Origin of the sequence: Pantoea sp. EKM21T, assembly GCF_011800405.1 — a bacterium.
Taxonomy (GTDB): Bacteria; Pseudomonadota; Gammaproteobacteria; order Enterobacterales; family Enterobacteriaceae; genus Pantoea; species Pantoea agglomerans.
Genome location: NZ_JAALFV010000005.1, coordinates 101,829 through 120,447, shown reverse-complemented (window position 1 = coordinate 120,447; position 18,619 = coordinate 101,829). Strand labels below are relative to the sequence as shown.

17 protein-coding genes are annotated in these 18,619 nt (G+C 55.6%); 14 read left to right on the top strand and 3 right to left on the bottom strand.

From position 1 onward, the window contains the following. Window positions 1–30: 30 nt before the first annotated feature. The 9 genes from folC to hisP all read left to right on the top strand — a co-directional run bounded on the left by folC (window position 31) and on the right by hisP (window position 8,467). Window positions 31–1,299, top strand: coding sequence for a bifunctional tetrahydrofolate synthase/dihydrofolate synthase (folC, locus tag HFD87_RS11765; RefSeq protein WP_159227096.1), 1,269 nt, complete (start codon window positions 31–33; stop codon window positions 1,297–1,299). Then, window positions 1,289–2,077 (top strand): cell division protein DedD, encoded by a 789-nt coding sequence (dedD, locus tag HFD87_RS11760; RefSeq protein ID WP_167423467.1) that lies wholly within the window; start codon window positions 1,289–1,291, stop codon window positions 2,075–2,077. The genes folC and dedD overlap by 11 nt, the downstream gene beginning before the upstream one ends. Window positions 2,078–2,342: 265 nt before the next feature. Continuing rightward, complete coding sequence (gene cvpA, locus HFD87_RS11755) at window positions 2,343–2,828, top strand: colicin V production protein (RefSeq protein WP_003854265.1); 486 nt, start codon at window positions 2,343–2,345, stop codon at window positions 2,826–2,828. A gap of 37 nt (window positions 2,829–2,865) precedes the next feature. After that, on the top strand, window positions 2,866–4,383 hold the full coding sequence (gene purF / locus HFD87_RS11750) for an amidophosphoribosyltransferase (protein WP_010258001.1): 1,518 nt from the start codon (window positions 2,866–2,868) through the stop codon (window positions 4,381–4,383). A gap of 112 nt (window positions 4,384–4,495) precedes the next feature. Then, complete coding sequence (locus HFD87_RS11745; RefSeq protein WP_010258003.1) at window positions 4,496–5,065, top strand: UbiX family flavin prenyltransferase; 570 nt, start codon at window positions 4,496–4,498, stop codon at window positions 5,063–5,065. Between the two features lie 259 nt (window positions 5,066–5,324). Then, entirely contained in the window at window positions 5,325–6,107 is a 783-nt protein-coding gene (argT, locus tag HFD87_RS11740; RefSeq protein ID WP_010258004.1) for a lysine/arginine/ornithine ABC transporter substrate-binding protein ArgT, read from the top strand. Between the two features lie 179 nt (window positions 6,108–6,286). Beyond that, complete coding sequence (locus HFD87_RS11735) at window positions 6,287–6,976, top strand: histidine ABC transporter permease HisQ (protein ID WP_010258006.1); 690 nt, start codon at window positions 6,287–6,289, stop codon at window positions 6,974–6,976. Further along, the gene (locus HFD87_RS11730) at window positions 6,969–7,685 is read left to right on the top strand and encodes an ABC transporter permease (RefSeq protein WP_010258010.1); all 717 of its coding nucleotides are present in this window, start codon (window positions 6,969–6,971) and stop codon (window positions 7,683–7,685) included. Before HFD87_RS11735 ends, HFD87_RS11730 begins: the two co-directional genes overlap by 8 nt. A gap of 8 nt (window positions 7,686–7,693) precedes the next feature. Beyond that, window positions 7,694–8,467 carry a histidine ABC transporter ATP-binding protein HisP gene (gene hisP / locus HFD87_RS11725; RefSeq protein WP_010258014.1) on the top strand — a complete coding sequence of 258 codons (774 nt, stop codon included), beginning with the start codon at window positions 7,694–7,696 and terminating at the stop codon, window positions 8,465–8,467. A 135-nt stretch (window positions 8,468–8,602) separates the two neighbouring features. Here the strand turns inward: hisP and HFD87_RS11720 are convergent, their stop codons facing one another. Beyond that, on the bottom strand, window positions 8,603–9,550 hold the full coding sequence (locus HFD87_RS11720; RefSeq protein WP_060680642.1) for a sugar-binding transcriptional regulator: 948 nt from the start codon (window positions 9,548–9,550) through the stop codon (window positions 8,603–8,605). A 195-nt stretch (window positions 9,551–9,745) separates the two neighbouring features. Between HFD87_RS11720 and dalD the strand changes: the two genes are divergently transcribed. From dalD to HFD87_RS11705, 3 genes are read left to right on the top strand one after another with little or no spacing between them, the layout of a single operon-like run. Continuing rightward, window positions 9,746–11,134, top strand: coding sequence for a D-arabinitol 4-dehydrogenase (gene dalD, locus HFD87_RS11715; protein WP_010671449.1), 1,389 nt, complete (start codon window positions 9,746–9,748; stop codon window positions 11,132–11,134). Between the two features lie 2 nt (window positions 11,135–11,136). After that, on the top strand, window positions 11,137–12,606 hold the full coding sequence (xylB, locus tag HFD87_RS11710; protein WP_010671450.1) for a xylulokinase: 1,470 nt from the start codon (window positions 11,137–11,139) through the stop codon (window positions 12,604–12,606). A gap of 27 nt (window positions 12,607–12,633) precedes the next feature. Then, the gene (locus tag HFD87_RS11705; RefSeq protein WP_010258025.1) at window positions 12,634–13,914 is read left to right on the top strand and encodes an MFS transporter; all 1,281 of its coding nucleotides are present in this window, start codon (window positions 12,634–12,636) and stop codon (window positions 13,912–13,914) included. Between the two features lie 33 nt (window positions 13,915–13,947). On the opposite strand, the gene HFD87_RS11700 is transcribed toward HFD87_RS11705, so the two are convergent. Continuing rightward, window positions 13,948–14,844, bottom strand: a complete 897-nt coding sequence (locus tag HFD87_RS11700; RefSeq protein WP_061901250.1) for a TIGR01777 family oxidoreductase — start codon at window positions 14,842–14,844, stop codon at window positions 13,948–13,950. 182 nt (window positions 14,845–15,026) lie between these two features. Between HFD87_RS11700 and yfcF the strand changes: the two genes are divergently transcribed. Then, window positions 15,027–15,668 carry a glutathione transferase gene (gene yfcF, locus HFD87_RS11695; protein ID WP_010258032.1) on the top strand — a complete coding sequence of 214 codons (642 nt, stop codon included), beginning with the start codon at window positions 15,027–15,029 and terminating at the stop codon, window positions 15,666–15,668. 108 nt (window positions 15,669–15,776) lie between these two features. Further along, on the top strand, window positions 15,777–16,301 hold the full coding sequence (yfcD, locus tag HFD87_RS11690; protein ID WP_010258035.1) for an NUDIX hydrolase YfcD: 525 nt from the start codon (window positions 15,777–15,779) through the stop codon (window positions 16,299–16,301). 109 nt (window positions 16,302–16,410) lie between these two features. Here yfcD and pta read toward each other — a convergent pair whose 3' ends face one another. Next, window positions 16,411–18,543, bottom strand: coding sequence for a phosphate acetyltransferase (gene pta, locus HFD87_RS11685; RefSeq protein WP_031292718.1), 2,133 nt, complete (start codon window positions 18,541–18,543; stop codon window positions 16,411–16,413). Between the last annotated feature and the right edge of the window lie 76 nt (window positions 18,544–18,619).

Genomic DNA, 18,619 nt, shown 5'->3' with positions numbered 1-18,619 from the left:
TGCCAGGTATAAATAAGCAAAACGGGACATATGGACAATCTTCACCTTCCCCAAGCCACGTCGCCTTTGGCCACGTGGCTTTATTATCTTGAGCACCTGCATACTCAGGCCATTGAACTGGGTCTGGACCGTATTCGTCAGGTAGCGCTTCGTCTCGACCTGCTGAAACCCGCTCCTTTTGTCTTTACCGTGGCCGGTACCAATGGCAAAGGCACCACCTGTCGTACCCTGGAAACGCTGCTGATCGCCGCGGGCTACCGCGTGGGCGTGTACAGCTCACCGCATCTGGTGCGCTATACCGAGCGCGTTCGGGTTCAGGGAGAAGAGCTGAGTGAAGCGCAGCACTGTGCCAGCTTTGCGGAGATTGAAGCCGGACGAGCAGATATTTCGCTGACCTATTTTGAATTTGGCACGCTCTCCGCGTTGAATCTGTTCCGCCAGGCGCAGCTGGATGTCGTGATCCTCGAAGTCGGCCTCGGCGGACGGCTGGATGCGACAAACATCGTGGATGCCGATGTCGCGGTGGTCACCAGCATTGCGCTCGATCACACCGACTGGCTTGGCCCGGATCGCGAAAGCATCGGGCGTGAAAAAGCCGGTGTGTTCCGGGCGGGGAAACCTGCGGTAGTGGGTGAACCGGATATGCCGCAGAGTATTGCCCTGGTCGCACAGGAAAAAGGTGCGCAGCTGTTGCAGCGCAACCGTGACTGGTCGTGGCATGCGCAGGCAGAAAGCTGGTCACTGCGTGATGCGACAGGTGAGCTGAACGATCTGCCGCTGCCACAGGTGCCGCTGCCTAACGCGGCGACCGCGCTGGTGGCGCTGCGGGTCTCCGGGCTTGAGGTCAGTGAGGCGCAGATTCGCGCCAGCCTGCCGCTGGCGATGCTGCCAGGCCGTTTTCAGACCCTCAGCGAATCACCGCGCGTTATTCTGGATGTCGCCCATAACCCGCATGCGGCAGCATATCTGGCGTCGCGGCTGGCTGCACTGCCGAAACGCGGCAAAGTGCATGCCGTGGTGGGCATGCTGCATGATAAAGATATCGCCGGAACGCTGGCGGCGCTGGCACCGGTGGTCGATGCCTGGTACTGCGCGCCCCTCGAGGGTCCGCGCGGCGCCAGTGCTGAGCAACTGCTGAACAACCTGCCGCAGGGCGAGGCTTTTAGTTCGGTTGAGCTCGCCTGGCAGCAGGCACGCCAGCGGGCAGCGCCGCAGGACATTGTGCTGGTCTGTGGTTCATTCCACACCGTTGCACAGGTCATGGAATCGATTGAAACGGAGAAAGGACGTGGCAAGTAAGTTTCAGAACCGTTTAGTCGGCACCGTTATTCTGGTCGCCGTTGGCGTGATTGTGCTGCCAGGGCTGCTGGATGGTCAGAAAAAGCATTACAAAGAGGAGTTCGCCGCCATTCCGCTGGTGCCGAAACCTGACGATCAGCAGGACAGCGAAATGGTGCCGCCGGTAACCCAGTCGCTGCCGGCACAGCCGCCGGAAGGCGCGGGCAATGCGGTCAGCAGCAGCAATGGCAATGGCAACGGTAAAACCAACGCTACGGCAGAGCAGGGTCGGACTCAACCGGAAGACGAGAGCGATCCGGTAGTGGTCTCGCCGCCGCCGGTTCATCAGTCTGTGCCCGCACAGACGGTGACGAAGCCGAAGGTCGTTGAGCAGCAGAAACCGAAAGTAACAGAGCAGCCTAAGCAGAAGCCGGTCGAACAGCAGAAGCCAAAAGTCGTGGAGCAGCCTAAACCTAAACCGGTTGAACAGCCTAAAGTGGTCGAACAGCCGAAGCAGGAAGAGGCGCCAAAATCAGCAGAGACGACAGCGCCGGCAGGGCAGGCTTATGTGGTGCAGTTAGGTGCGCTGAAAAACGCCAGCAAAGTGAATGAGATTGTCGCGCAGCTGCGGCTGTCGGGCTATCGCGCCTTTACCGTGCCTTCAACGCCGGTACAGGGTCAGATCACCCGCATTTACGTTGGGCCTGATGCGTCGAAAGCCAAAATGCAGAGTGCGGTTGGCGAGCTGAAAAGTATCTCAGGACTGGGCGGTGTCGTGAAACCCTACAGCGCCCGCTAAAACGGGCGATTGGCGCTGCCGATAGCAGTAACAGGCAGCGTCTTTTACCCCTCAGGCAGCGCGTTTAATGCGCGCTGCCGCGAAAAAAATTGACGATTTTCAACGGCCTGTCCGGCTGAGAATCACCCGGGCGATAGCGTTTTTTTTCATCGCCTTTTTTATGGATGCAGAAAAAGAAAACCGCTACGCAAACGTTTTCTTTTTCTGTTAGAATGCGCCCCGAACTGGATGCAGGGGTGCAATTGCACTGGCGCTGGAAGAGTTCATGATCTGGATTGATTACGTCATTATTGCGGTAGTTGGTTTTTCGGCTCTGGTCAGCCTGGTCCGTGGGTTTGTCCGGGAAGCCTTATCTCTTGTTACCTGGGGATGCGCGTTTTTTGTCGCCAGTCATTACTACGCCTACCTTGCAGTCTGGTTTACAGGTTTTGACGACGAACTGGTTCGTAACGGTATCGCCATCGGTGTGCTGTTTGTGGCAACCCTGATTGTGGGGGCCATTGTGAACTACGTTATCGGCACGCTGGTGGAAAAAACCGGCCTGTCGGGAACCGACCGGGTGTTGGGCGTCTGTTTCGGGGCATTGCGTGGTGTGCTGATCGTAGCCGCTTTGCTGTTCTTCCTCGATACATTCACTGGGTTTTCCAAAAGTCCGGACTGGCAACAGTCTCAACTCATTCCCGAGTTCAGTTATATAATCAGGTGGTTTTTTGATTACCTGAAAAGCACGTCGAGTTTTTTACCCCGGTGATGTGACCGGGAGTGCGGCTTAATGAGGAAATGACAACATGTGCGGTATTGTCGGTATCACCGGTTTCATGCCGGTCAACCAGTCGATCTATGACGCGTTAACGGTGCTCCAGCACCGCGGGCAGGATGCCGCAGGCATTTGTACTATCGATGCGCTGAAATGTTTTCGCCTGCGAAAGGCAAACGGCCTGGTCAGCGACGTTTTCGAAGCACGCCACATGCAGCGTCTGCAGGGCAATATGGGGATCGGTCACGCGCGTTATCCAACCGCGGGAAGCTCCAGTGCCTCTGAAGCGCAGCCATTCTATGTAAACTCCCCGTATGGCATCACCCTGGCGCACAACGGTAACCTGACCAACGCCCACGTGCTGCGTAAGCACCTGTTTGAAAAGGGCCGCCGTCACGTTAATACCACCTCAGATTCTGAAATCCTGCTGAACATCTTTGCGCAGGAGTTAGATCGTTTTCAAAACGATCCGCTGACAGCCGACAACATCTTTGCTGCGGTTGCTGCCGTGCATCAGCAGGTGCGCGGTGCCTATGCGGTGGTGTCGATGATTATCGGCCACGGTATGGTCGCCTTCCGTGATCCTAACGGTATCCGTCCGCTGGTGCTGGGCAAGCGCGTTATCGCTGATGGCCGCACCGAATATATGGTCGCCTCCGAGAGCGTGGCGCTGGATACGCTGGGCTTTGAGTTCATCCGTGACGTTGCACCGGGTGAAGCGGTCTATGTGACTGAAGCGGGCCAGCTGTCTACCCGTCAGTGCGCTGAAAATCCGAAAAGCAATCCGTGCCTGTTCGAGTATGTCTATTTTGCGCGTCCCGACTCCTTCCTCGACAAAATCTCGGTCTACAGCGCCCGTGTCCGTATGGGTACCAAACTGGGTGAGAAAATTGCGCGCGAGTGGGAAGATCTCGATATCGACGTCGTGATTCCGATTCCTGAAACCTCCACCGATATCGCGCTGGAAATTGCACGTATTCTCGACAAACCCTATCGCCAGGGTTTCGTGAAGAACCGGTACGTTGGCCGTACTTTTATCATGCCGGGCCAGCAGTTACGCCGCAGCGCGGTGCGCCGCAAGCTCAACGCTAACCGCGCCGAATTCCGTGATAAAAATGTGCTGCTGGTGGATGACTCTATTGTTCGCGGTACCACCTCAGAGCAGATCATTGAGATGGCGCGTGAAGCGGGCGCAAAAAGGGTTTATCTGGCATCAGCGGCGCCGGAAATTCGTTTCCCGAACGTCTACGGTATCGATATGCCCAGCGCCACGGAACTGATTGCGCATGGCCGTGAAGTGGAAGAGATTCGCCAGCTGATTAAAGCCGATGCGCTGATCTTCCAGGATCTGGACGATCTGATCGAAGCGGTTCGCGAAGAGAATCCGGACATTGCACAATTTGAGTGCTCGGTGTTCAACGGCATTTACGTGACGAAAGATGTCGATCAGCAATATCTGGAGTATCTTGAGTCGCTGCGTAATGATGATGCCAAAGCGCTTCAGCGGCAGAACGAAGTCGAAAACCTCGAGCTGCATAACGAAGGCTGATACCTTCAGCAGGCGGGCAGCATAAAACAGGGCGGGAGCAATCCCGCCCTGTTTGTTTTCAGAAACCCGCAGGCCGCGTATGATGGCCCATTGGCTGACATAAGGTTGGAATATGAAACGACTCATCATTGGCATCTCTGGCGCAAGCGGGGTGATCTATGGCGTGCGCATGCTGCAGGTGTTGCAGCAGGTGGAAGAAGTAGAAACGCATCTGGTCATGAGTCAGGCGGCGCGTCAGACGCTGGGACTGGAGAGCGATTATTCGCTGCGTGACGTGCAGGCGCTGGCCGATGTGGTGCATGACGTGCGCGATATTGCAGCAAATATCTCATCTGGATCGTTTAAAACGCTGGGCATGGCGATTTTACCCTGCTCAATGAAAACGCTCTCTGGCATCGTCCACAGTTACAGTGACTCGTTGCTGACCCGTGCGGCTGACGTGGTGTTAAAAGAGCAGCGTAAGCTGGTGCTGTGCGTGCGCGAAACCCCGCTGCATGTTGGGCATCTGCGAATGATGACCACCGCCGCAGAGCTGGGTGCCATTATCATGCCACCCGTGCCGGCATTTTATCATCGGCCTGAAACGATCGATCAGCTGATCGATCAGACCGTTAACCGGGTTATCGACCAGTTTGATATCGAATTATCGGAAGATCTCTTCACGCGCTGGCAGGGTGCATAAAGTTCCGCTGGCGCACTTATTTAGTGCATAAGCGCGCCTCGGATCACTCTTCGTGCATTTGACGCACCAAAAGTTAACAACGTCGCTTTTTCTCTTTTACTTCACTGCTATATTCCCCTCACAAACACAGCGTTTTCGCCTGTCTGACATCACGCTAACAGCGTGGTTAACTTGCAGAACTGGCATGAAACATGCAAATTACTTTGCGCAAACACATCACGAACCACATAACAAAAAGCACTTCACTTGAGGGTAATCTATGAAAAAGCGTGTTCTGGCTCTTTCCCTGATGCTGGGCTTATCCAGTGCTGCCAGCGTCTTCGCGGCGGTTCCGGGTTCAATCCGTATCGGCACAGATCCAACTTACCCACCGTTTGAGTCGAAAAACGCGCAAGGCAAGTTAGTGGGCTTCGATATCGACCTCGCTAACGAAATCTGTAAACGTATTCATACCCAATGTACCTATGTTGAGAGCGACTTTGATGCGCTGATCCCTTCGCTGAAAGCGAAGAAAATTGATGCCATCATCTCCTCACTTTCCATCACAGCGAAACGTCAGGAAGAGATCGCCTTCTCGGAAAAACTCTACGCCGCTAACGCGCGTTTAGTCGCGCCGAAGGGATCGAAAATTGAGCCGACCATTGAGTCCCTGAAAGGCAAAAACATCGGTCTGCTGCAGGGCACCACCCAGGAAACTTACGCCAATCAGAACTGGCGGCCAAAAGGGGTGAACGTCACACCTTATGCAAACCAGGATCTGGTCTATCAGGATCTGAATGCCGGTCGTATTGATGCTGCCTTCCAGGATGAAGTGCAGGCCAGCGAAGGGTTCCTGAAGCAGCCGGTCGGTAAAAATTACGCCTTCGCCGGTCCGGCCGTGAAAGATGACAAGATTTTTGGCGTCGGTACCGGCATGGGACTGCGTAAAGATGACAGCGAACTGAAAGCCGCCATCGACAAAGCCTTTGCTGACATGCGTAAAGATGGCACCTACGACAAGATTGCGAAGAAATACTTCGATTTCAACGTGTACGGCGACTAACCATCCTGTCGCTTTACCCTCTGTATCCGTTTTGCCGGGTCTGAGCCGGTTCTGCCAGGTGCAGAATCGGGTTCTTTTCCGCTAATGGCGGATGGCATCTGCAACAGAGAGGTAAAGCTAAACTGCCCGTCTCGCTTGCGGGCAGCGTTTCGTTTTCACCCCACGACAGGACCCTCTCGATGCTGTATGGCTATTCTGATGTAATTCTTCGGGGCACGCTGGTGACGCTGGAGCTGGCGCTCACTTCCGTCGTGCTGGCAGTGCTGCTGGGCCTGATTGGCGCAGGCGCGAAACTGTCGCGCAGCCGGCCACTGGCGATGATTTTTGAAGGCTACACCACGCTGATTCGTGGCGTGCCAGACCTTGTACTGATGCTGCTGATCTTCTACGGTCTGCAGATTGTCCTCAACCAGATAACCGATGCGCTGGGCATGGCGCAGTTTGATATCGACCCGATGGTCGCCGGTATCATCACGCTCGGCTTTATCTATGGTGCCTACTTCACCGAAACGTTCCGCGGCGCCTTTATGGCCGTGCCTCAGGGGCAGATTGAAGCAGCAACCGCGTTTGGCTTTACCGGCGCGCAGGTGTTCCGCCGCATTCTGTTTCCGGCCATGATGCGCTACGCGCTGCCAGGCATCGGCAACAACTGGCAGGTGATTCTGAAAGCCACCGCGCTGGTCTCGCTGCTGGGGCTGGAAGATGTGGTGAAGGCGACGCAGCTGGCAGGAAAAAGTACCTGGCAGCCGTTCTACTTCGCCATTGTGGCCGGTGTGATTTATCTGGTATTTACCACGCTGTCAAACGGTGTGCTGTGGTGGCTCAACCGGCGCTATACGGTAGGTGTAAAGAGGGCGAGTTATGATTGATATTATTCAGGAATACTGGAAATCGCTGCTCTGGACTGACGGTTATCGTTTTACCGGTGTAGCTATCACCCTGTGGCTGCTGATCCTCTCGGTCACCATTGGCGGATGTCTGGCAATCCTGCTGGCGATAGCGCGGGTTTCCCCTAACCGGTTTATCAGCTTTCCGGTCTGGCTCTTCACCTACGTCTTTCGCGGCACGCCGCTCTATGTGCAGCTGCTGGTGTTCTACTCCGGCATGTACACGCTGGAGATTGTGAAAGGCACTGAACTGCTGAATGCCTTTTTCCGCAGTGGTCTGAACTGTACGCTGCTCGCCTTCACCCTCAACACCTGCGCCTACACCACGGAAATTTTTGCCGGTGCGATTCGCTCGGTGCCACACGGTGAAATTGAGGCGGCACGGGCATACGGCTTCTCTACTTTTAAACTCTATCGCTGCATTATCCTGCCATCGGCGCTGCGTACGGCACTGCCGGCCTACAGCAACGAAGTGATTCTGATGCTGCACTCCACGGCGCTGGCCTTCACCGCCACCGTGCCGGATCTGCTGAAAATCGCGCGGGATATTAACTCGGCGACCTATCAGCCGTTTACCGCCTTTGGTCTGGCGGCTGTGTTGTACCTGATTATCTCTTACGTGTTGATCAGCCTGTTCCGCCTGGCGGAACGTCGCTGGCTGGCCCACGTGAAACCCTCTTCATCGCATTGAGTAGAACTATGGCTGACAATAAATTAAGCGTCACCGAATTGCATAAGCGTTACGGTGAACATGAAGTGCTGAAAGGGGTCTCGTTAACTGCTAAAGCGGGCGATGTGATCAGTATCATTGGATCGTCCGGCTCAGGGAAAAGTACCTTTTTACGCTGCATCAACTTCCTCGAAAAACCGAGTGAAGGCAGCATCATGGTGAATAACCAACAAATCACCTTAGTCCGTGACAAAGATGGTCAGCTCAAAGTGGCTGACAAAGAGCAGCTGCGCGCGTTACGTACCAGCCTGACCATGGTGTTCCAGCACTTTAATCTGTGGAGTCACATGACCGTGCTGGAAAACGTGATGGAAGCGCCGATTCAGGTGCTGGGGCTGAGTAAAGCGGCGGCGCGTGAGCGTGCCATCAAATACCTCGATAAAGTCGGAATTGATGCGCGGGCACAGGCAAAATATCCGGTTCACCTCTCCGGCGGTCAGCAGCAGCGTGTGTCGATTGCGCGCGCGCTGGCGATGGAGCCAGAGGTGTTGCTGTTTGACGAACCCACTTCGGCGCTTGATCCGGAGCTGGTCGGGGAAGTACTGCGCATCATGCAGAAGCTGGCGGAGGAGGGCAAAACCATGGTGGTCGTGACCCACGAGATGGAGTTTGCCCGTCACGTCTCCAGTCATGTCATTTTCCTGCATCAGGGTAAAATCGAAGAGCAGGGGCCGCCTGCGGAACTGTTCGGCAGCCCGAAAAGCCCACGTTTACAGCAGTTCCTCAAGGGATCGCTGAAGTAACGGTTAGATGTTAGTTAAGGTGAGGGAATCAGGGCACCGGCGTAACGTGCCCTGCGCAGAATAAGTGCGAGCCGCGTTTGAGATTTTGCGTCATCTCTGCGTTCTGCCCTCGCACTCTGCATCCATGCTGAGATATCACTTTTGCAGTAGCTTCAGCGCCGTATCCTCATCGGTCACCAGTCCCGATACCCAGCCGCCCTGTAATGCGGCACGGATTGCTGGATACTTGCGCTCGCTACCCGCAAAGCCAATAATTTTACGCTGAGTCCGGCTTTCCAGTCGCACGCTGGTCAGTAGCTCATCCGTTTCGCCCCATACCCGCTCACCCTGCTGATTGAAAAAGTGACCGAGCATTTCGCCCACCACGCCGCGCCCATTTAGCGCCTCGACCTGCGCATCTGTGATGAATCCCTCGGCATTCAAAGGACAGCCCGGCATCACTTCGCCAATACCCACAAAAGCCACGTCCGCCTGTAATGCGCGATCAATGACGCGCTGGTAAACCTTATGCTGAACCCACATCGCTTTATCCTCTGGGGTGTCGGCGTATAAGGGCGCTGGGATAAAGAAATACTTACCTTGCATCTTTTCGGCCATCTTCAACGGTACGTCATAGCGAGTACCGGAATCATCCCGCGCGATGGCACCAATCATGGAAACGCAATGATGCTGCGGGCGATCAACCCAGGGTAGCGCATCAATCATTGAGCGCAGGGTTTTACCGGAACCAATACCGAACACCTGAGGCGTTTCCTCATTGATGAATTGTGTCATCACCGCCGAGCCTTCAACTGCCAGCATTTGTTGAATAGCCTCATCATTCAGACTGGCCGATGGCACAACGCGGCACAAATCCAGACCAAACTTCGCCTGTACCTCACGCGCCAGCTGCAGACAGTGTGTGACGGGATGATCAATTTTTACGTTCACCATGCCCATTTCACGTGCACTGGATACCAGCCGCTGCGCTACCTGTCGTGACAAACCCAATGCCTGCGCAATCTCCTGCTGTGTCACGCCTGCGACGTAATACATCCATGCAGCACGTGCGGCCAGCTCCTGCTTTTTTTCTTCTCTGCTCATCACGATGTTCCGTCGAATTTGAGGGGACATCTTAACGCCGTGCGGGTCGAAAAGCACTAACTGAGCAAAAGCCCGGAATGAGAGCAAAAATATTATTTGTGACTCAGCTCGCAGAAGGATCTTCGTAATAGGCACTATGCTACAGGTCATCGGGCAAATGCCCTTAGGTGTGGCAAATGTTTAAATGAGGCGATTATGAACAACCAATCAGTGTGGATGCACATCGGCGCGGGATCTTTTCATCGTGCACATCAGGCGTGGTATCTGCATAAACTGCGTGAGCAGGGTGATGAAAGCTGGAGCATCGCGCTCGGCAATATCCGTAATGACGCAGTGCCGCTGCTCAATCAGCTCGCGGCGCAGCAGGGAGAATATGTGCTGGAAACCGTGACGCCTGAAGGTAAGCGCGACTACGAAACCATCACTTCGCTGCGCAAAATTTTGCCCTGGGACAGTGATATCAGTGCGTTGATCGAGCAGGGGGCCAGTGCGGAAACGCGTGTGATTAGCTTTACCGTGACCGAAGCGGGTTACTACCTGACGCCCGCGTTTACCCTGGATCTCAATCAGGCAGATGTGAAGGCCGATCTGGGTGGCGATATCCGCACCCTTTACGGTGCACTCAGCCATATTCTGACACAGCGTGTTGCGCAAGGCGGTCCGCCGGTTACGCTGCTGAACTGCGACAATCTGCGGCACAATGGTGAGCGTTTCCGTGACGCCTTCCTGGCGTTTCTTACGGCCAAAGGCGATACCGCGCTGGCCGACTGGGTGCGCACGCAAACCCGTTCACCGAATACCATGGTTGATCGCATTACACCCCGTCCTACTCCGGAGGTGGCAGAACGCGTGCAGGCGGCGACCGGCAAACAGGATGGCGCAGCAGTAATGGCCGAATCTTTTATTCAGTGGGTCATTGAGGATGATTTTATTGCCGGGCGCCCGGCGCTGGAAAAGGTCGGTGTTGAACTGGTGGAATCGGTACTGCCGTGGGAAGAGGCGAAAATTCGCATCCTCAATGCGACACATGCTGCGATTGCCTGGGCGGGCACACTGATTGGTCTGAACTATATCGATGAGAGCACCAGCCATCCGGCGATTTATCAACTGGCTCACGACTATGTGACCCAGGATGTCATTCCTTCTCTGTCTCCCAGCCCGCTTGATTTAGCGGATTATCGTGACGTGGTGCTGGCCCGCTTCAGTAATCCTTACATTAAAGATACCAATCAGCGCGTCGGTGCCGATGGTTTATCCAAAATTCCCGGCATGGTGACGCCAACCCTGCAACAGTGCTACCAGCGCGGTGCGCAGCCCACCGCAACGGCGGTGATTCCGGCACTGTTCTTCCTGTTTATGCAGCGATGGGCCGATGACAATTTACCCTATTGCTATCAGGACGGTGCGCTACAGGTCGATACGCTACGTAAGCAGTTCGCCAGCGCCGATCCGCTCCATGCGTACCTGAGTGATAGCGCGCTGTTTGCGGAACTGGCATCTGATAAGGCGTTTCATGAGTTAGTCACCCGCCGTGTTGCGAGTTTGCAGCAGTGGCTGAAACAGCCTGAACTGGCGGCGGTGTAATTATGTATCTCGGCATTGATATTGGTACCTCAGAGCTTAAAGCGCTGATCATTAATACGCACGGTGAGATTGTGGCGGCTCAGCACGCCACGCTGAGCGTGCAGCGTCCCCATCCCCACTGGGCTGAACAGGATCCTGAATGCTGGTGGCAAGCCTGCAGCGAGGTTCTGGCGGGATTACGTCATCAGTTTCCTCTGGCATGGGCCGCGATTCGCGCTATTGGATTATCGGGACAGATGCACGGGGCCGTGTTGCTGGATGCCGGAGGGAAGGTGCTGCGTCCGTGTATCCTCTGGAACGACACGCGCAGTGCACCGCAGTGTGAAAGGCTACGGAAGAGCAATCCCCGGATAATGGAAATTAGCGGCAATATGATTATGCCCGGCTTCACTTTGCCGAAACTGCACTGGGTCGCGGAAAATGAGCCAGAAATTTTCAGCCGTATCGATAAGGTCCTGCTGCCGAAAGATTACCTGCGCTGGCGTCTTACCGGGCGCTTTGTCAGTGAGCCTTCGGATGCTGCCGGAACGCTGTGGCTCGATGTCTCCCGGCGTGACTGGTCGGAAGAACTGCTGGCCATCACCGGACTGAAGCGTGCCCAAATGCCTGAACTGGTAGAAGGCAGTGCCATAAGTGGACGCCTGCAGCCGACGCTGGCGAGCGAGTGGGGTTTATCTACTGCGGTTACTGTCGCGGGAGGCGGCGGTGACAATGCCGCATCGGCAGTCGGTGTGGGGGCGGTGAATCCCGGTGATGCGTTTATCTCATTGGGTACCTCCGGTGTGATTTTTGTCGTAAACGACCGCTTACGGGCTGACCCTCAATGCGGGGTGCACGCCTTTTGCCATGCGTTACCGGGCCGCTGGCACCAGATGAGTGTGATGCTTAGCGCCGCCAGTTGTCTGCGCTGGTTGTGCAATCTGCTGTCGGTCAGTGAAAGCCAGCTGATGGAGGAGATGGTCCAGCTCAGTGATGAGCAAGTGCGTAGCGCCCCGGTTTTCCTGCCCTATCTGTCTGGTGAACGCACACCACATAACGATCCTGACGCATCCGGTTCTTTCTTCAATCTGCGCCATGAAACCCCGCGCGCCTTGCTGGGCTATGCGGTGGTTGAAGGCGTGGCATTTGGGCTGGCTGATGGGTTGAGTGTGCTCGGCGATGCCAGGCATCACATTCAGCAGTGCAGCCTGACCGGTGGTGGCGCACGTAGCACATTGTGGGCTCAATTGATTGCCGATGTGCTGCAACTGCCCATTGTTACCCATCCCGCCAGCGCATCTGGCGCGCTGGGTGCGGCACGTTTAGCGTGGCTGGCTGATGGCGGCCTTGAGCATGAGGTGTGTCTGAAGCCGGCTGTGCAGGCGCGCTACCAACCGGACGAGACGCGCGGTGCCGTGCTGCAAAAGCGGCTATGTCTGTTCCGGGAACTCTACGTCCAGCAACAACAGGTGCGCAGTTTGCTGCCTGCATAACGACTAACCAGACAGAAGGTAATTGTGATGCAATCGAACGAATACTGGTTTGGCTTACCGAAAAAGATGTTCTGGGGCTTCCTCGCTATCGCAATCTTTATGGCGGGTGATGGCTTTGAAATGGCGTTTCTGTCGCGCCATATCACCGATATGGGCTTTACGCCCGCGCAGTCTGCAGTCGTATTCACCTTCTATGGCTTAGCGGCAGCCCTGGCGGCCTGGGCATCTGGCGTGGTAGCCGAGTTGATCACACCGCAGCGCGCGATGATGATTGGCTTTGTGTTATGGATCGTGATGCATACGCTGTTTATGTCGCTGGGGCTTGGCCTGCGCAACTATCCGCTGATGGTGCTGTTCTACGGCATTCGCGGGCTGGCTTATCCGCTGTTTATCTACTCTTTCATGATGATGCTGGTGCAGGTCTTACCGCGCGAAAAACTGGCGGCGGCGACCGGCTGGTTCTGGGCGATGTATTCTGTCGGCATCGGGGTGATTGGCAGTTATCTGCCAAGTCTCACCATCCCGATGCTGGGGGAAACCGGAACGCTATGGCTGGCTATTATCTGGGTGGCTTGTGGTGGGATCCTCGCATACTTCAGCCTGCGCAAGGTACCGGTGGATCGCTCTCGTGTGAATTTGCCGATGCGTGACAAGATGACAGAGATGGCGCGTGCCGTGACCATCCTGTTCACCAATCAGAATGTGTTTTATGCCTGCCTGATTCGCATCATCAACACGCTGTCGCTGTTTGGTTTCGCCATTATCATGCCACTGCTGTTTGTCGATCGTCTCGGCTTTACCATCTCTGAATGGCTACAAATCTGGGCGGTGTTCTTCTTTGTCACTATATTTACGAATATCTTCTGGGGCCTCACGGGAGAGAAGCTGGGCTGGATCCGTCAGGTGCGCTGGTTTGGTTGCCTGGGGATGGCCATCTCCAGCCTGACCTTTTATTATCTGCCGCTGTATGCGGGTCATAACTTCTGGGTCGCATTAATCCCTGCGGTAATGCTGGGCATTTTTGTCGCCGCGTTTGTACCGATGACCGCTGTATTTCCCACGCTGGAACCGCATCATAAAGGCGCTGCGGTCTCTATTTACAACCTCTCCGCAGGACTCAGTAACTTTGTGGCACCGGCTATCGCCTCAGTCATGCTGCCGTTCTTCGACATTGTCGGTGTGGTATGGGCCTATACCGGGCTATACGTGTTCGCTGGCGTGCTGACCTTTATTATTCGTGTGCCACAACCGGGGCATACGCGTGAAGAGAAGGTAGTGAAGTCGCGTGTAGCAGAGCAGCGTAACTAACGAAACATACGGCGGCCCAGGGCCGCCGTATGTTTATCCTGCGACATCCTGCAGCGCTTCCTGCAAATCGTACCAGCGGAAACCAAAGCCTGAGGCTTCCAGCCGTTTTGGCAGCACATGCTGTCCTCCCAGCACCAGCACCGACGATTCGCCCATCATCAGTTTAATGGCGCTGGCAGGCGTGCGCATAAAGGCCGGACGATGCATAACCTGGCCCAGGGTAGCGGCAAACTGCTCGTTACGCACCGCGTAGGGAGCGACCATATTGAACGGACCCCGCAGATCGTCATGCTCCAGCAGCCAGATAATGGCGTTTAGCATGTCATCAATGTGAATCCACGGCATGTACTGTTTACCACTGCCAATCGGCCCGCCGATGCCGAGTTTAAAGGGCAGCTTCATTTTGCTGAGTGCGCCGCCCTCAGACGCCAGCACCACGCCGGTTCGCAGCAGGCAGACGCGGGTGCGTTCGCTTTCAGCCGCGAGCGCCAGCTGCTCCCAGCGGGCGCAGAGCTGATGAGTAAACTCATCCTGACCCTGATCCTCTTCAGTCAGCACCAGATCGCCGGTGTTGCCATAAAAGCCGGTTGCCGAACCTGAGATCAACACGGACGGTGGCGTGGCGCTGGCGTTGATCAGTGAGACAATCTGCTCGGTTATCTGCCAGCGGCTTTCACACAGCTGCTGTTTATGCGGCTCCGTCCAGCGTTTGTCGGCAATAGGTTCTCCCGCCAGATTAATGACCGCATCGATCGTATCCAGGTTCGACTGTTGCGCCAGCCCTGACCAGAGCGCGACCTCTTCGCCCAGTTTTTCACGCGCGCTGACCACGTCACGCGTCACCACACTGATCTGATGCCCCAGCTGTTGCAGGCGCGGAATCAGGTGACGGCCAATCAGTCCCGTGCCACCGGTAATAAGAATGTGCATGTTGCGGCTCCCTTGATGTTTTTGTTATTTGCACCTTTCAGCATAGAAGAGTCGAGCCACTCTATCGTGAGTCGCGTCGCGCTTTCTTATTCCGGAGGCAGAGATCGGATCAGCTCAGCGTTGCCTTCCCAAATAAAAATCGGTAAACATGATGCAACCCTGACAGCCAATTGAGGTAACCGATGAATTATCCGTCCATCACCCTGTGGTCAGATTCATCATTTTTCAGTCCTTACGCCATGTCGGCCTATGTTGCTCTTACCGAAAAAGGGATCCCTTTCCAGCTGAAGCGCGTCGATTTGTCGCAGAATCAGCAATACGCCGCGGCTTACCGCGAGCTGTCGCTGACCTGCCGGGTCCCGACCCTGCAGATTGATGCGTTCCTGTTAAGCGAATCCTCGGCGATTACCGAATATCTTGAAGAGCGCTTTCCGGCGCCCGAATTTGAGCGCCTCTATCCCCGCGACCGCGAGAAGCGTGCCCGCGCCAGAGAGATCCAGGCCTGGCTGCGCAGTGACTTCCTGTGGATACGTCAGGAGCGTCCCACAGAAGTGCTGTTTGCCGGTGAGCGCTTTGCGCCGCTGACCGCATCAGCGCAGCAGGCGGTGGATAAACTGGTTATGGCCGTCGATCGCCTGCTGCCGGACGGGCAACAGAACCTGTTTGGCGAGTGGTCAATTGCGGATACCGATCTGGCGGTGATGCTTAACCGGCTGGTATTGCATGGCGATCCTTTGCCCGCGCGTCTGCGGGATTATGCTGAGTTTCAGTGGCAGCGAGCCTCAGTACAGCTGTGGTTAGCAGAAAGTGGTAAAAATCGGTAACAGCCAGGGCTTGCTCAGGCTGCCGGAAGTGATTACCTTACGCCACATAAAAATAAAGACGTGGCAAACTGCGTACCCAAGTGTACGCCAAACAGGAAAGGGTTACGGATGGTGGATCAAACTGCGGGTGACGGCATCGAGTGGGTCGATATCGTAAACGAAGAGAATGAAGTTGTTGCTCAGGCAACACGTGCGCAGATGCGCGCTGAGTGCCTGCGTCACCGCGCTACCTATATTGTGGTTCATGACGGTATGGGCAAGATTCTGGTGCAGCGTCGCACTGAGATAAAAGATTTTATGCCGGGCAAACTGGACGCAACCGCAGGCGGCGTGGTGCAGAGCGGTGAAGATATGCTGGAGTCTGCGCGACGTGAAGCGGAAGAGGAGTTAGGAATTGCCGCGGTGCCGTTTGCTGAGCATGGCAAATTCTACTTCGAAGATCAGCACTGTCGCGTCTGGGGCGGACTGTTCAGTTGTGTGTCACATGGGCCGTTCGCCATGCAGGAATCGGAAGTCGATGAGATTATCTGGATGACGCCCGATGAGATCACCGCACGTTGTGATGAGTTCACTGACGATTCTCTGAAAGCGCTCTCTCTGTGGATGAGCCGCAACGGCGATAACCGGGCCTGAAAACGGGCGCTTTAACGCGTCTCAGCGATCCGCATTAAAGCTTCCGGCTCTGTTACCGGCGAAAAAAAGGCATGCCCTGGGGCATGCCTTTTTCGTTCTTACCTGACGCTTAGCCTTGTTCAGCCTGCTGAGACTGAATGGCGGTTAAGGCGATGGTATAGACGATGTCATCAACCAGCGCACCGCGCGACAGGTCGTTAACCGGCTTACGCATACCCTGCAGCATCGGCCCGATTGAGATCAGATCGGCTGAACGCTGTACCGCTTTATACGTGGTGTTACCGGTGTTCAGATCCGGGAAGATAAAGACGGTGGCGCGACCGGCAACCTGTGAATCTGGCGCTTTCGACTTCGCCACATCTTCCATGATCGCGGCGTCATACTGCAGCGGACCATCAATGACCAGATCAGGACGTTTTTCCTGCGCGATACGCGTTGCTTCACGCACTTTTTCAACGTCGCTGCCTGCACCTGACGTGCCGGTAGAGTAGGAGATCATCGCAACACGTGGATCGATACCAAAGGCTTTAGCAGAGTCGGCTGACTGAATTGCGATCTCAGCCAGCTGCTCAGCGGTGGGATCCGGGTTAATCGCGCAGTCACCGTAAACCAGCACCTGCTCCGGCAGCAGCATAAAGAACACCGATGAAACCAGTGAGCTGTTAGGCGCAGTTTTGATCAGCTGCAGAGGCGGACGAATGGTGTTGGCGGTGGTGTGAACCGCACCTGAAACCAGGCCATCCACTTCGCCACTTTCCAGCATCATGGTGCCCAGCACCACGTTATCTTCCAGTTGTTCCTGGGCGACCACTTCGGTCATCCCTTTGCTCTTACGCAGCTCAACCAGACGCGGCACGTAGTTTTCACGCACCTGTTCCGGATCAACAATCTCAACCCCTTTGCCCAGTTCGACACCCTGAGCCGCAGCAACACGCTGAATCTCATCCGGGTTGCCTAACAGTACGCAGGTGGCGATACCGCGTTCAGCACAGATAGCGGCCGCTTTAACCGTACGCGGCTCGTCACCCTCTGGCAGCACGACGCGTTTGCCCGCTTTGCGCGCCAGCTCAGTCAGCTGATAGCGGAAGGCCGGTGGCGACAGGCGACGGCTGCGCTCTGACGTGGCGGTCAGTGACTCAATCCAGTCAGCATTAATGTAGCTGGCAACATATTCCTGCACTTTCTCGATGCGCTGCGTATCGTCAGCGGGCACTTCAAGATTAAAGCTCTGCAGGCTCAGAGAGGTCTGCCAGGTATTGGTTTTCACCATGAACACCGGCAGGCCGGTCTGGAAGGCACGGTCACAGAGGCGCGCGATGCGATCGTCAATCTCGTAGTTACCGGTCAGCAGGATAGCGCCAATCTCAATGCCGTTCATGGCGGCCAGACAGGCGGCGACCAGTACATCCGGGCGGTCTGCGGAAGTCACCAGCAGTGAGCCTGGACGGAAATGCTCCAGCATGTGCGGGATACTACGGGCGCAGAAGGTGACCGATTTAACCCGGCGGGTCTGAATCTCACCTTCGTTGATGATGCGCGCATCCAGGTGGCGGCACATATCGATTGCGCGGGTGGCGATCAGATCAAAGCTCCACGGCACGCAGCCCAGCACCGGCAGCGGGCTGTCTGAGAACAACTGCTTAGGATCGATATTGGCGATGCTGGCTTTTGACGAGTCATCAAAAATTTCTGACAGGTCAGGGCGGGTACGCCCCTGATCATCGACCGGCGCGTTGAGTTTATTGATGATCACGCCAGTGATATTTTTATTCTTCTGACCGCCGAAGCTGCTCTGCGTCAGTTCAATGCGCTCTTTCAGTTGGGCCGGAGAGTCATTGCCCAGCGCCATCACGAAGACGATTTCCGCATTCAGGGTTTTCGCGATTTCATAGTTCAGCGCGTTGGCGAACTGATGCTTACGGGTAGGGACCAGACCTTCAACCAGTACCACTTCAGCATTCTGCGTGTTGGCATGGTAACGGGAGATGATCTCTTCCATCAGCACATCCTGCTGGTTCGATCCCAGCAGTGATTCAACACGTGACATCTGCAGCGGTTCAGCGGCAGGAATCGAAGAGTTCTTACGGATAATAGTGGTGGTTTGATCCGGCGTATCGCCGCCGGTACGCGGCTGAGCAATCGGCTTAAAGACGCTGAGCCGAACGCCTTTGCGCTCCATGGCGCGGATAACGCCGAGGCTGACGCTGGTCAGGCCGACGCTGGTGCCGGTCGGAATGAGCATAATTGTACGTGACACGTTTGAACCTCTCAGTAATGGCAGGGTGTCAAAAACAACTCCGTCAGCCTGAGCTGACGGA